General features: G+C 70.0%; 11 protein-coding genes. 6 read left to right on the top strand and 5 right to left on the bottom strand.

From position 1 onward, the window contains the following. Nucleotides 1–178: 178 nt before the first annotated feature. Both N8I86_RS19545 and N8I86_RS19540 read left to right on the top strand, forming a co-directional pair. Nucleotides 179–1,168 (top strand): IclR family transcriptional regulator, encoded by a 990-nt coding sequence (locus tag N8I86_RS19545; protein ID WP_385325220.1) that lies wholly within the window; start codon nt 179–181, stop codon nt 1,166–1,168. 99 nt (nt 1,169–1,267) lie between these two features. Further along, complete coding sequence (locus N8I86_RS19540; RefSeq protein WP_073887224.1) at nt 1,268–1,705, top strand: SsgA family sporulation/cell division regulator; 438 nt, start codon at nt 1,268–1,270, stop codon at nt 1,703–1,705. A 97-nt stretch (nt 1,706–1,802) separates the two neighbouring features. Here the strand turns inward: N8I86_RS19540 and N8I86_RS19535 are convergent, their stop codons facing one another. Beyond that, nucleotides 1,803–3,269: a YibE/F family protein gene (locus tag N8I86_RS19535; protein WP_263280126.1), complete on the bottom strand. Its 1,467-nt coding sequence runs from the start codon at nt 3,267–3,269 to the stop codon at nt 1,803–1,805. Between the two features lie 246 nt (nt 3,270–3,515). On the opposite strand from N8I86_RS19535, the gene thiC reads away from it, so the two are divergent. Further along, entirely contained in the window at nt 3,516–5,300 is a 1,785-nt protein-coding gene (gene thiC, locus N8I86_RS19530) for a phosphomethylpyrimidine synthase ThiC (protein ID WP_263278326.1), read from the top strand. Between the two features lie 97 nt (nt 5,301–5,397). Next, nucleotides 5,398–6,804, top strand: coding sequence for a VWA domain-containing protein (locus tag N8I86_RS19525; protein ID WP_263278325.1), 1,407 nt, complete (start codon nt 5,398–5,400; stop codon nt 6,802–6,804). A 103-nt stretch (nt 6,805–6,907) separates the two neighbouring features. Here the strand turns inward: N8I86_RS19525 and N8I86_RS19520 are convergent, their stop codons facing one another. From N8I86_RS19520 to N8I86_RS19510, 3 genes are all read right to left on the bottom strand, one after another. Continuing rightward, the gene (locus tag N8I86_RS19520; RefSeq protein WP_073887218.1) at nt 6,908–7,780 is read right to left on the bottom strand and encodes a hypothetical protein; all 873 of its coding nucleotides are present in this window, start codon (nt 7,778–7,780) and stop codon (nt 6,908–6,910) included. 183 nt (nt 7,781–7,963) lie between these two features. Beyond that, nucleotides 7,964–9,052 (bottom strand): metallophosphoesterase, encoded by a 1,089-nt coding sequence (locus N8I86_RS19515; protein WP_073887216.1) that lies wholly within the window; start codon nt 9,050–9,052, stop codon nt 7,964–7,966. 318 nt (nt 9,053–9,370) lie between these two features. Next, the gene (locus tag N8I86_RS19510; protein ID WP_073887214.1) at nt 9,371–10,483 is read right to left on the bottom strand and encodes a LacI family DNA-binding transcriptional regulator; all 1,113 of its coding nucleotides are present in this window, start codon (nt 10,481–10,483) and stop codon (nt 9,371–9,373) included. A 474-nt stretch (nt 10,484–10,957) separates the two neighbouring features. On the opposite strand from N8I86_RS19510, the gene hisC reads away from it, so the two are divergent. Continuing rightward, on the top strand, nt 10,958–12,037 hold the full coding sequence (gene hisC / locus N8I86_RS19505) for a histidinol-phosphate transaminase (protein ID WP_073887212.1): 1,080 nt from the start codon (nt 10,958–10,960) through the stop codon (nt 12,035–12,037). 12 nt (nt 12,038–12,049) lie between these two features. Here hisC and N8I86_RS19500 read toward each other — a convergent pair whose 3' ends face one another. Further along, the gene (locus tag N8I86_RS19500; protein WP_263278324.1) at nt 12,050–12,427 is read right to left on the bottom strand and encodes a cyclophilin-like fold protein; all 378 of its coding nucleotides are present in this window, start codon (nt 12,425–12,427) and stop codon (nt 12,050–12,052) included. 208 nt (nt 12,428–12,635) lie between these two features. Here N8I86_RS19500 and N8I86_RS19495 point away from each other — a divergent pair, with 208 nt between their 5' ends. Beyond that, a complete protein-coding gene (locus N8I86_RS19495; RefSeq protein WP_073887208.1) occupies nt 12,636–14,144 on the top strand; it encodes a cytochrome ubiquinol oxidase subunit I in 1,509 nt (502 codons plus the stop codon). The last annotated feature ends 11 nt before the right edge of the window (nt 14,145–14,155 follow it).

The following is a 14,155-nucleotide window of genomic DNA, read 5'->3' as shown; positions in this document are numbered from 1 at the left end:
CCATGACGGGAACCGGTTCCCTCGGGCGGGGGAAGTTTCCCGATGAGGCCGACTGCGCGCGGTGGCGGGCCGTTAGAGTCCAAAACTCCCCGCGGGGCCCGGCCCCGTGGGCGGCGCAGACCCCACCCGTGCACCTCCTGCGCACGGGCTGACCCCCCTCGCGCTTCGGGAGAGACCCTTGGCCACGGTTGACACCGCACCGGCGGAAGCCCACGCACCCCCCACCCCACCGCGCTCCTGCGCACCCCCTGCTCCACCCCGTACGTGCCCACCCCCCGTCCACCGCCCGGCCCCCGTGACCGTCCCGGGCCAGCACGTGACCGTTCCCGGGCAGCCGCACGCCACCGACCACCCGGAGCAACTCCCGACGACTGGGCCGGCCGACAGGCGGGTCTCCGCGGGTGTCTCGGAGCCCCAGGGCGCCGTCACCCTCATCGGCTCCGTCCAGCGCGCCATGCGCCTGCTGGAGGCCGTCGCCACCCATGGCTACGGCGCCCCCGCCAAGCAACTCGCCCGCGAGACCGGTCTCGCCCTGCCCACGACGTACCACCTGCTGCGCACGCTGGTGCACGAGGGCTATCTGCACCGGGAGAAGGGGCTGTTCTTCCTCGGCGACGCGGCGGAACGGCTGAGCAGCAGCGGGGCGCAGCAGAAACGTCGCAGCACGGTGGCGGACACGCTGGCGCACTGGCGCGATTCCATCGGTGTCCCGGTGTACTACGCCATGTACCGCAACGGCGAGATCGACGTCATGTGCGTCTCCGACTCCCCCGAAGCGCCCGCGGTCGAGGAGTGGGCCGACTTCCGCGAGACCGGTCACGCGCACGCCATCGGACAGTGCCTGCTCTCCCAGCTCGACGAGGACACCCGGCGCGACCATCTCGCCCGGTACCCCGCGCAGGCCATCACGCCGTACACCGTGCGGGACAACGACGCCCTGCTCCGACGGCTCGGCCGGACACGGCGCATGGAGGCCGTGGTGGAGCGGCAGGAGTACGCGCTCGGCACCGTCTGTGCGGCCGTCCCGATCACGGTGGGCACCACCGCGGCCACCATGGCCATCTCCCTGCCCGCCCGTCATGCCGACCGGCTGCTGCCCGCGGCCGAGCGCCTGCAGGCGGAGATCGGGCGGCATCTGGGGTCTCTCACGCTCTCTATCAGTATCTGAAAACTTACTCCTTGTGATCTGCTGTGTACTTTCAGCAAGATTTGACCACGGTCAGAGGGATCAATCCCGGCCAGTCGATGTCATATGACGGGATAGGCGATGCGCGAGTCCGTACAGGCAGAGGTCATGATGAGCTTTCTCGTGTCCGAGGAGCTCTCCTTCCGCATTCCGGTGGAGTTGCGCTACGAGACCGGTGATCCCTATGCGGTGCGCCTCACCTTTCATCTGCCGGGTGACGCACCGGTGACCTGGGCCTTCGGTCGCGAGCTGCTGATCGACGGCGTGGGCCGGCCGTGCGGGGAAGGGGATGTGCACATCGCCCCGGCGGACGCCGAGGTGCTCGGTGAGGTCCTGATCCGGCTTCAGGTCGGTTGCGACCAGGCTCTGTTCCGGTCGTCGGCCCCGCCGCTCGTGGCCTTCCTCGACCGGACGGACAAGCTCGTGCCGTTGGGGCAGGAGGGTGCGCTGGCCGACTTCGACGCTCATCTCGACGAGGCGCTGGACCGCATCCTCGCCGAGGAGCAGAGCGCCGGCTGAGGTGTAGCGACCGCGGCACCGGACGCCCCGCCCTCCTTCGCGGAACTGTGCAGGAACGCTTCTGCACAGGGCGGGGCGGTCTCACCGGGCCGATCGGCTACCGCTTCCGGCGGCGCCCACGCCCGGCGCGGGCCGGAGCGGGCTGGGCCGCACCGGCCGGAGCGTGCGGGCCGGAGCGGTCGGCCGACACCACCAGCGCGGCGAGCGCGGTCGTGACGGGCACCGAGGCGACCAGGCCGATCGACCCCACCAGGGTGCGCACGATCTCCTCGGCCACCAGTTCGCTGTTGGCCACGGCACCGACGCTGCTCTGCGCGATGGAGAACAGCAGCAGCAGTGGCAGCGCGGCACCGGCGTAGGCGAGGACCAGGGTGTTGACGACGGAGGCGATGTGGTCGCGGCCGATGCGGATGCCGGCCCGGTACAGCCCGCGCCAGCCCATCGCCGGATTGGCCTCGTGCAGCTCCCAGACGGCCGACGTCTGCGTCACGGTGACGTCGTCCAGCACGCCTAGCGAGCCGATGATGACACCGGCCAGCAGCAGACCGCTCATGTCGATCGACGGGTAGAGCCCGTGGATCAGACCGGTGTTGTCGTCCGTGTTGCCGGTCAGGGCGGCCCAGTCGATGAACTCCGAGCCCAGGACGCCGATCAGCAGGAGGGAGACCAGGGTGCCGAGCACCGCGACCGACGTACGGGCCGACAGCCCGTGGCACATGTAGAGCGCGATGAGCATGATCGCGCTCGACCCGACGACGGCCACCAGCAGGGGATTGGAGCCCTGCAGGATCGCGGGCAGGATGAAGAAGGTGAGCACCATGAAGCTCACGGCCAGCGCGACCAGCGCCATGACCCCGCGCAGCCGGCCCACCACGACGACCGCGATGGCGAAGATCCCGGCGAGCAGCGCCATCGGGAACTTCCGGTTGACGTCCGCCACGGAGTACTGCAAATTCTTGGGCGCGGCGGGCTCGTAGGCGACCACGACCTTCTCGCCCTGGTGCAACTGCCGCGACTGGTCGGGCTGCACGATCTCGGTGAACGTACGGCCCTCGTCCTTCCCGGTGTCGACATGGATGGTCGCCTTCTTGCAGGTGCCGCCCGTCGCCGCCCCGGCGCCGCCCTCGCCGGCCGAGGGGTCGCCGGCCGGGGTGCCACCGGAGGCGTTCACCGACTGGCAGCTCACCTCGACGACCCGGGTCACCGTGGCCTGCTGGGTCTGCCGGTCGAAGCCGACGCCGGTGCGCTTGTGCGACGGCGCTCCCCCGGGCCACAGCACCACCAGGCCGACCAGGACCGCCGCGGTGAACGGGATCAGGATCGCCGCGATGACCTTGCGCAGATGCCGGGAGACGGGTGCGGCGGGCCCATGGCTGTGGCTGTGACCGTGACCGTGCGTCTGAGGGCGGGTGTGCGCCTCGCCGTGCCCGGGGTGAGGGTGCCCGTGCCCGTCACCCTCACCCTGCCCGCGGGCGCGCTCGTCCCCCTGTCGGCTGCCCGCTGCCGGGCTGTCCGGGCTGTCCGGGCGGCGCGGTTCGGGCGGCTGGTAGGGGTACTGCTCCATGCTGGTCACCGCCAGATCATCGCAAGAACGGCCGGGGCCCACTGTTCACCGCGCCACAGATGACGCTAGCGTGGAGGCACCTTTGCACACGCGGGAGCTCGGAGCACCGGGCTGAGAGGGCGCTGACCTCCGTATTCGCGATGTTTCACGTGGAACGACGTCTCACGGGAAACATCGGCCGACGGAAGCCGCTGCGTCGACCGCCGAACCTGTTACCGGGTAATGCCGGCGTAGGGAGTAGGTCTCATGACCAACAAGGACGCACGCACGCCTGCCTCCGTTCAGGGTGAGAAGACCCAGGAGGCCGGGAAGTCCATCGGCTGGCACAAGGGGTACGTCGAGGGTTCGCGCCCCGACATGCGTGTGCCGGTCCGTCAGGTGCACCTCACCAACGGGCAGTCGGTCACGCTGTACGACACATCCGGCCCGTACACGGATCCGCTCGTCGAGACCGACGTCCGCAGGGGGCTGGCGCCGCTGCGGGAGAACTGGATCATCGGCCGCGGCGACACCGAGGAGTACGCGGGCCGTCCCGTCCGTCCCGAGGACGACGGCATCAAGCACACCTCGCCGCGCGGCGGGCTGCGGAACCTGGACGCGGTCTTCCCCGGCCGCCCGCGTCAGCCGCGCCGCGGCCGTGGCGGTGAGGCGGTGACCCAGCTCGCGTACGCGCGCCGGGGGGAGATCACGCCGGAGATGGAGTACGTGGCCATCCGGGAGAACGTGTCCCCGGAGGTCGTCCGCGAGGAGATCGCGGCCGGCCGCGCCGTGCTGCCCGCCAACGTCAACCACCCGGAGATCGAGCCGATGATCATCGGCAAGCGGTTCCTGGTGAAGGTGAACGCCAACATCGGCAACTCGGCCGTGACGTCCTCCATCGAGGAGGAGGTCGAGAAGATGACCTGGGCGACCCGCTGGGGCGCCGACACGGTCATGGACCTCTCCACCGGGCGCAACATCCACACCACCCGCGAGTGGGTGCTGCGCAACTCCCCCGTGCCCATCGGCACCGTGCCGCTGTACCAGGCGCTCGAGAAGGTCGACGGCAGGGCCGAGGAACTGACCTGGGAGATCTACAAGGACACCGTCATCGAGCAGGCCGAGCAGGGCGTGGACTACATGACCGTCCACGCCGGGGTGCGGCTGGCGCACGTACCGCTGACGGCGAACCGCAAGACCGGCATCGTCTCCCGCGGCGGTTCGATCATGGCCGCGTGGTGCCTGGCGCACCACAAGGAGTCGTTCCTGTACGAGAACTTCGAGGAACTGTGCGAGATCCTCGCCGCCTACGACGTCACGTACTCGCTGGGCGACGGCCTGCGGCCCGGCTCCATCGCGGACGCCAACGACGAGGCACAGTTCGCGGAGCTGCGCACGCTCGGGGAACTCAACCGCATCGCCAGGCGTTTCGACGTACAGACGATGATCGAGGGCCCGGGACACGTCCCGATGCACAAGATCAAGGAGAACATCGACCTTCAGCAGGAGATCTGCGATGAAGCTCCGTTCTATACGCTCGGCCCGCTGACGACGGACGTGGCGCCGGCGTACGACCACATCACCTCCGGCATCGGCGCCGCGATGATCGCCTGGTGGGGCACGGCGATGCTCTGCTACGTCACGCCCAAGGAGCACCTGGGCCTGCCCAACCGGGACGACGTCAAGACCGGCGTCATCACCTACAAGATCGCCGCCCATGCGGCCGACCTCGCCAAGGGACACCCAGGCGCGCAGGAGTGGGACGACGCGCTGTCCGACGCACGCTTCGAGTTCCGGTGGGAGGACCAGTTCAACCTCGCCCTGGACCCCGATACGGCACGGGAGTTCCACGACGAGACCCTCCCGGCGGAGCCCGCCAAGACGGCCCACTTCTGCTCCATGTGCGGCCCCAAGTTCTGCAGCATGAAGATCTCGCAGGACATCCGCCGCGAACACGGCGGCAGCAAGTCCGAGATCGAGGAGGGCATGGCGCAGAAGTCGAAGGAGTTCGCGGCCTCGGGCAACCGGGTGTACCTGCCGATCGCCGACTGAGCGGTGCGGGGAGCGACGGCCCGGGTATGGCCGGGCCGTCGCTGCCCGCGGTGCCGGTGAGGTACCCCTGGGCCCGCGCGCACCGCAGACTGGCGGCATGACAGCGAGATCAATGAGCAAGGGCGCGAACCTTCCCATCGATTCCGCGGCGGTGCGCGCCGAGTTCGCCTGGTCCGAAGGGCCGGGCGTGCCCGACGCCGATGCCTCGGCGCTGTTGCTCACGGGGGCGGGGCGCGTGCGCGACGACGGTGATTTCGTGTTCTACAACCAGCCGCGGCACGGGTCCGGAGCCGTCAGGCACCTCGGAAAGCAGCCGGGAGGGCCGGGGCGGGGCGTCACGACGGACACGGTCGAGGTGGATCTGCGGGCGCTGGAGCCGGCCGTCGAACGCGTGGTGCTGTGCGCGTCGGCGGACGGGGGGACGTTCGGTCAGATGCGCCAACTGACTCTGGGGATCCTCGACTCGGGGACGGGGGAAGAGCTGGCCCGCTTCGACATGGAGGCCACGACGGAGACGGCGTTCATCGGAGGCGAGCTGTATCGGCGCGAGGGGCGGTGGAAGTTCCGTGCGGTCGGTCAGGGATACGACTCCGGGCTCGCCGGTCTGGCCACCGATTTCGGCATCACCGTGGACGACGCCCCGACGGCCCCGACGGCCCCGGTGGCCGTGACCGCCCCCGCCGCGCCGCCGCCGGTGACAGGACCGCCCGCCCCGTCCGTGCCGCCGGGGGGCCCGAGCCTCGGCAAGCCGGAGGACCGGCTGCCCGTGGACATGCGCAAGCGGCTGTCGCTGCGCAAGGAACAGGTGGCGGTCAGCCTGACCAAGCACGGTGCCGCCGGGGTCACCGCGCGGGTCGTTCTGGTGCTCGACGCCTCCGGCTCCATGGCGCCCCTGTACACGAAGGGTGTGGTGGCCGACGTGGTGGAGCGCATGGCCGCGGTCGCCGCACAGCTCGACGACGACGGGCAGATGCAGGCCTGGACCTTCGCCTCGCATCCGGCCCGGCTGCCCGACCTGCACATCGGTGAGCTTCCCGACTGGCTGCGGCTCCATGTCCGCGTCGGTGAGCTGAGCGTCTTCCGCCGGAGCAGGAAACCCAAGAAGGGCCTGGAACCGGGGCAGGTGGACATGCGGGCGGTCGGTATCCAGAACGAGGAACAGAAGGTGATCGCCCAGGTTCGGCAGTACGTCCGGGAGAACCCGGCCGCCGTCCCCACCCTCGTGCTGTTCTTCTCCGACGGCGGTGTCTACCGCAACGCCGAGATCGAGCGGGAGCTGCGGGAAGCGGTGGAGGAACCGGTCTTCTGGCAGTTCGTGGGCCTGGGACGGTCCCACTACGGCGTGCTGGAGCGGTTCGACACCATGCCGGGCCGCCGGGTCGACAACGTCGGGTTCTTCGCCGTGGACGACATCGCGAAGGTCCCCGACCCGGAACTGTACGACCGGCTGCTGTCCGAGTTCCCCTCCTGGATCAAGGCCGCCCGGCAGGCCGGCATCCTCTGAGCCGCCGCCGGCGGACCGGCCGGTGTCGCCGGAGTCAGGAGCGGGCTCGGCCGCGCCGTGCACGGCCGGGTCCCGGTGGGCTCCCGGCCGGGGGCGGGCGTCGTCACTCCGGCTGGTGCTCGGGTCCGCCGAAGTCCGGGCTCGTGTAGTCGGGGCTGGTGAAGCTCGGGCGGCCGGAGGCGGTGCCGTCGTCGGGGCTGGTGAAGCCGGGACGGTCGTAGCCCAGGCGCGGCATGCGTCCGGTCGGGGTGGGCGGGGTCGTGCGGTGCAGCGCCGCCGCGCCGGGCTCGGCGAGCGCCTCGCGCAGGAACGGCAGGATGCCCCGCTCCAGCAGGGCGTCCCGCCAGGCCTCTCTGGCCCTGGCCAGTTCCTCGTGCGCGGCGTCCCGTGCCTGTGCCTCCGCGGAGGTGCCGTTGCGCAGGGCGGTGAGCAGCAGGCCGACGGCGGCGACGAGGATCGCGGCCGCGGTGACGGCGCCGAACACCCAGCCCGCGGTGAGCATGGTCCGGGCGAAGGACTGCCGGGGGTCCAGCATCTTCAGGATGTAGCCGACGAGCAGGAAGATCACCGCGGCGGTCCCGGACAGGACCGGAGCCAGTACGGCGATGACCGCGACGGCGCCCGCGCCGGTGGTCTCGGCCGCCTCCCCGAGGGCCGCGGCGAGACTCGCCGTGTCCGGTGCGGGGTCCGTGGCGGTGGAGTCGTCGCCGGCCGCCGGGGAGGCGGGGGCGGACAGCGCCGGGTGGCGCAGTTCCTCGCGGGTCCTCACGTAGTGCTGGTACTCGGCCGCCGCGGCTTCGGTGATCAGGGCGGTGGCGTTGAGGGCCATGGTGCGCAGTTGTTCGGGGTTGAGCCGCTGTCCGACAGCGGCCAGTTCCGGTCGGGACGGTGCGGAGCGCAGCGCCTCGTCGAGGAGCCGCTCGAATTCCTGGCGGTCCTCGCTCTGCAGGTGCTGCGGAACGCTGTTCATGTGCATCCCCCGATGCTCCGTAGGGCTTGGGGCTCGCACGCCAGCGAGCCGTCGGGCAGAAACGGAGGGGAGCCTGCTACGGGTAAGCCGATGGTAGAGCCGTGGCGGTACACGGTGACAGGGGGTTGACGGAAATTCGGTCGCCTGCTCCGCGCGGACCCTACCGGCGTCCGCGCGCGAGGGGAACGGTCAGGCGTCCAGGGGCAGTTGCCGGACCAGCAGCTTCCCGGCCATGGTGACGCCGCCGTCCATGGCGATGGCGAGCCCGTCGGCGTAGATGTGCGGTCCCTCGACGACGGGGTCGGAGCTCTCCTCGCCGTCCTCCTCGGAGCCGACCTCGCCGAGGAGGTACGGGATGGGGCTGTGGCCGTGAACGACCCGGGTGCCACCGTACGTACCGAGGAGGGAGCGGACGGCGTCGGCGCCGCCCTCGTCGCGGAAGGAGAAGCGCTTGGTGAACTTGCGGAACAGGTCCCAGACCTCGTCGGCGTCGTTGCGGGTCAGGGCCTCGCGGACGGTGTCGTTGACCGCCTCGATGGAGTCGCCGTAGTCGAGGTAGGCGGTCGTGTCGGAGTGGATGAGCAGATAGCCGTCCACCTCCTCGACGGCGTCGAGGCGGGCCATCCACTGCAGGTGGTGGTCCTGGAGGCGGTCCATGTCGGTCTTCTGGCCGCCGTTGAGCAGCCAGGCCGCCTGGAAAGTGGCCGTGCCGGCGCCGGAGTTGACGGGGGTGTCGCCGAACCGCTTGGCGCCGAGCAGCAGCAGCTCGTGATTGCCCATGAGGGCCTTGCAGTAGCCGCCGGCCGCCGCGGCCTCGGCGGACAGCCGCATCACGAGGTCGATGACGCCGATGCCGTCCGGGCCGCGGTCGGTGAAGTCTCCGAGGAACCAGAGCCGGGCGGTGCCGGCGCACCACTGGCCCGCGTCGTCCACCAGCCCCTGCTCCCGCAGGGCGGCCATCAGTTCGTCGAGGTATCCGTGGACGTCACCGACGACGAACAGCGGTCCGGGCCCGGTCGTCGGCTGCGGTGCCGCGGCGGGCGCCGGTTCGACGGCCACCTGGACGGTGTCGCCGCGGTTGATGACCGGCAGGTCGCGCTGGGTGGGCGTGTAGCCCTCGGGGTACGCCTCGTCGAGGGGCGGGGCGGTGTCGCCCGGGTGGACGTCGTGGACGTCGTGGACGAACGGACCGGTCTCATGGACGTACGCCGGTACCCGGAAGTCGCGCAGCGTTGCCGTCCGCTCCACCTCGGGTCCCTGACCGGCCCCCTGAGTCATCAGACCCCTCCACCATCGCGCCGCATCTGCACCGCTTCGGACTGCCTGGTCGCAGCGGTCCACGGTGTCGTGCGCCCATCATAGGAATGCGCGGCGCAACGTGTGATGACCCAGGGGTGGTGAATCGGAACAAGACTCCGGTTCACTGCGGCATTCGCCCCGTTTGGGCAGGTGTTCGGACGGTCACCAGTCGTCTGCCGACGGTCCCGCCCGCCCGCGGGCGCACGGGACGGGAGCACGCCGACGGCCGCGCGCCCCGACCGTGCACCACGACACGCCCCCGGCCGCGGACCCGTTGCGGCTCCGGGCGCGCCCGGACTACTTGTCGTCCGGCGTGCGTGGCGGGCTGACCGTCGTGCGCGGGGGACGCCGCTGGGAGGACGTGCGCACGATCAGCTCCGTCGGTATCACCTGCTCGACCGGCTGGTCCGACTCCACGCCCTCGATGGCGTCGATGAGCAGCTGGACGACGGCGGTGCCGATACGGCGTGGCTTCAGGGACAGGGTTGTGATCGGCGGCTCGGTGCTGGCGTACACCGTGGACTCGCTGCAGCACACCAGCAGCAGGTCGTCGGGAACGCGGAGCCCGTAGCGGCGGGCGGCGGCGAGCAGGTCCGTGCCGTTGGGGTCGAACAGCCCGTAGACGGCGTCCGGCCGGTCGGGGCGGGCGAGCAGCCGGTCGGCGGCGACCGCCCCGGCGCACGGGTCGTGGGCCGGGTAGGCCTCGTAGACGGGGTCCTGGCCGACCCGCTCGCACCAGTGCAGGTAGGCGGTGGTCGACAGATGGGTGTACGTGTCCGTCGACGTGCCTGTGAGCAGGCCGATGCGGCGGGCGCCGGCGGCGGCGAGGTGGTCGAGGATGCCGAGGACGGCGGCCTCGTGGTCGTTGTCGACCCAGGCGGTGACCGGGAGGGAGCCGGCCGGACGGCCGTCCGAGACGACCGGCAGTCCCTGGCGGACGAGCTCGCTGACGACCGGGTCCTGGTCGGAGGGGTCGATGACGACCGTGCCGTCCAGGGCGACGTTGGACCACACGTCGTGGCGGGAGGTGGCGGGCAGGATGACGAGCGCGTAGCCGCGGGCCAGCGCGGCCGAGGTGGCGGCGCGCGCCATCTCGGCGAAGTACGCGAACTCCGTGAAGGTGAAAGGTTCATCCCCGTACGTGGTCACGGTCAGGCCGATCAGCCCCGACTTGCCGGTACGGAGGGTGCGGGCGGCGGCCGAGGGTCGGTACCCCAGCCGGTCGGCGACCTCGCGGACATGGCGCCGGGTGGCATCCGGGAGCCGGCCCTTGCCGTTGAGGGCGTCGGAGACGGTCGTGATGGAGACCCCCGCGGCGGCGGCCACGTCTCTGATGCCGGCCCGACCGGGCCGGCTGCCTCGACGTGAGGTTTCCGCGCGGCTCACCTGGTGCTTCCCTGCTGCTGTCATGGCGAGCCGATAGTAGGGCTCATGCGGTGGGGTAGTGCGGACGCATATGCACGCGTTGACAGGCACGTTTCTGCATGGTCATTAGGCGTCAACTCCCATGGAAAACAAGGAAGTTACCCGCTCCCATGCTGAGACGTGACTTGTGGACGCGCATGAGCCTGCCAAGTGCCCGATGTCTCGAAGAGGTCTCAACTCACCTTCACGGGTGATGCGCGCCACGGCGCAAGCCACCGGCGCATAGATATATGTGCGGCGCGCCCCCGAAACATGCGCCTTCGTACGGTGATGCCCCTGATGCCGGTGGGACGGACGAGCCTCACCCCGTACCCTCCCGCCCCGGAGCGCGTCGCCGTCCCGCAGCCGTACGCATTGCCGTCCCGCACCTGTTCGCAGCGGCGCCGAATCCTCATAAGGTGAGGAGTATTGGAAGCCGGCGGTGTCGACGGGCCGCCGGTGATCGCGAGGAGGACTGCGGTGAGCGAGATGAGCCCCAAGCTGCGCGCCGAGCTGGAGGGTGTCCCCACCTACAAGCCGGGCAAGCCCGCGGCGGCCGGAGGGCCGGTCGCCTACAAGCTGTCCTCCAACGAGAACCCGTATCCGCCGCTGCCCGGTGTGCTGGAGAGCGTGACCACGGCCGCGTGCGACTTCAACCGGTACCCCGACATGGCGTGCACCGGGCTGATGAACGAGTTGTCGGAGCGCTTCGGTGTGCCGCTCTCCCACCTGGCCACCGGCACCGGCTCGGTGGGCGTCGCCCAGCAGCTGATCCAGGCCACCAGCGGACCCGGCGACGAGGTCATCTACGCCTGGCGGTCCTTCGAGGCCTACCCGATCATCACGCAGATCAGCGGCGCGCGGTCGGTGCAGGTCCCGCTCACGGCGGGCGATGTGCACGACCTGGACGCGATGGCGGACGCGATCACCGACCGGACGCGTCTGATCTTCGTCTGCAACCCCAACAACCCGACCGGCACGGTGGTGCGGCGGGCGGAGCTGGAGCGGTTCCTCGACCGGGTGCCCTCCGATGTGCTGGTGGTGCTGGACGAGGCCTACCGGGAGTTCATCCGTGACGCCGAGGTGCCCGACGGTGTCGAGCTGTACCGGACGCGGCCCAACGTCTGCGTCCTGCGGACGTTCTCCAAGGCGTACGGGCTGGCGGGGCTGCGCGTCGGTTTCGCGATCGCCCACGAGCCGGTGGCGGCGGCGCTGCGCAAGACGGCGGTGCCGTTCGGTGTGAGCCAGCTCGCGCAGGAGGCCGCCATCGCCTCGCTGCGGGCCGAGGACGAGCTGCTGGGCCGAGTCGGCTCACTGGTGTGCGAGCGTACGCGCGTAGTCGACGCGCTGCGCGCTCAGGGCTGGACGGTGCCGGAGACGCATGCCAACTTCGTCTGGCTGCGGCTGGGGGAGCGCACGGTCCCGTTCGCTCAGGCCTGCGAGAACCACGGAGTGGTGGTCCGGCCGTTCCCCGGTGAGGGTGTGCGGGTGACGATCGGCGAGGCCGAGGCGAACGACATCTTCATGAAGGTGGCGGAGGCGTTCCGCAAGGAGCTGTAGGCGGCGCCTGCTCTACTCGTCGATCAGTTCCACCCGGATGGGGTCGCCGTCGCGCACGGTCGCCAGGACGCCGGCGTCCCCGTCCACGCTTCCCAGGACATTGCACGGGCTCGCGAGGCGGCACTCGGTCCCTCGCGAGATCGGCGTGGGCCCGTAGGGGAGAGCGAGCGCGTCGCCGTCCGTCCAGAAGGCCACCGTGCCTGGGTCCACCACCTCCCGGGCGTCCGTTTCACGTGAAACGGAAACTCCTGTGTCGAAATACACCTCCTTGCCCCATGTGTGCGCGGTCGAGGTGAGCGGCAGTGCCTTGGTGAGGGCCCGAGCGGTCGGGGTGTCTTCGGCGACGGTCGCGGTGAGGTTCCCCGCGGGCCAGGAGATCCGTAGCTGCATGGCGCGCAATTCAACAAGATGTTGAAGTCCCTGCCAAGGCCTTGACACGAAGGCGAAGGTCCGACCCCCCTTCTCTTGTCGAAAATCAGTGCGTCATAATAGCTTGTGAATGTGAACGCGTTCACAAGCGCGTCCCGTTTGCTCCGTATGCGTGAAGCAAAAGGGGCATACCGCCGCTGTACCACGGCGTAGTTAGGAGAGTGACGACGTGGACCTGGCTCTGGCGCCGGAGACACTGGCGCGCTGGCAGTTCGGCATCACCACCGTCTACCACTTCCTGTTCGTCCCGCTGACCATCTCCCTGGCCGCTCTCACGGCCGGGCTGCAGACGGCCTGGGTGCGCACGGAGAAGGAGAAGTACCTCAGGGCGACCAAGTTCTGGGGCAAGCTCTTCCTGATCAACATCGCGATGGGCGTCGTCACCGGCATCGTGCAGGAGTTCCAGTTCGGCATGAACTGGTCCGACTACTCGCGCTTCGTCGGTGACATCTTCGGTGCCCCGCTCGCCTTCGAGGCCCTGATCGCGTTCTTCTTCGAGTCCACCTTCATCGGTCTGTGGATCTTCGGCTGGGACAAGCTGCCCAAGAAGATCCACCTGGCCTGCATCTGGATGGTCTCGATCGGCACCATCCTCTCCGCGTACTTCATCCTCGCGGCGAACTCGTGGATGCAGCACCCCGTCGGCTACCGGATCAACAAGGCGAAGGGGCGGGCCGAGCTGACCGACTTCTGGGCCGTGCTGACCCAGAACACCGCCCTCAGCCAGGCGTTCCACACCCTGTCCGCGGCCTTCCTCACCGGCGGCGCCTTCATGGTCGGCATCGCCGCCTACCACCTGGCCCGCAGGAAGCACGTCCGCGAGATGAAGACCTCGCTGCGGCTCGGACTGATCACGGTGGTCATCGCCGGTCTGCTCACCGCGGTCAGCGGCGACACCCTCGGCAAGGTCATGTTCAAGCAGCAGCCGATGAAGATGGCCGCCGCCGAGGCACTGTGGGACGGGCAGAAGCCGGCACCGTTCTCGATCTTCGCCTACGGCGATGTCGAGAAGGGCCACAACAGCGTGGCCGTCGAGATCCCGGGCCTGCTGTCCTTCCTCGCCGACGACAACTTCACCTCGTACGTCCCCGGCATCAACGACGTCAACAAGGCCGAGCAGCAGAAGTTCGGTCCGGGCGACTACCGGCCCAACATCCCGGTCGCCTTCTGGGGCTTCCGCTGGATGATCGGCTTCGGCATGGCCTCCTTCGCCATCGGCCTGGCAGGCCTCTGGCTGACCCGCAAGAAGTTCCTGCTGCCGCAGGCCCTCAGGGTCGGCGACGACGAGGTGCCGCACCTCGTGCTGTTCAGGAACAAGGCGCTCAGCCCGCAGCTCAGCCCCTGGTTCTGGCGCATCGCGACCTGGACCATGGCCTTCCCGCTGATCGCCAACTCCTGGGGCTGGATCTTCACCGAGATGGGCCGCCAGCCATGGGTCGTCTACGGCGTCCTGCAGACCCGGGACGCGGTCTCCCCCGGCGTCTCCCAGGGCGAGGTCCTCACCTCGATGCTCGTCTTCACCGCGCTCTACGCGATCCTCGCCGTCGTCGAGGTCAAGCTGCTCACCAAGTACGTCAAGGCCGGCCCGCCCGAGCTGACCGAGGCCGACCTCAACCCGCCCACGAAGATCGGCGGCGACACCCGTGACGCCGACAAGCCGATGGCCTTTTCGTACTAGGCCGAGGGAAC

The sequence above is a fragment of the Streptomyces albidicamelliae genome (assembly GCF_025642175.1).
Lineage (GTDB): Bacteria > Actinomycetota > Actinomycetes > Streptomycetales > Streptomycetaceae > Streptomyces > Streptomyces albidocamelliae.
The sequence above is the reverse complement of the archived record's forward strand: the minus strand, read 5'-3'. Positions and strand labels throughout refer to the sequence as shown.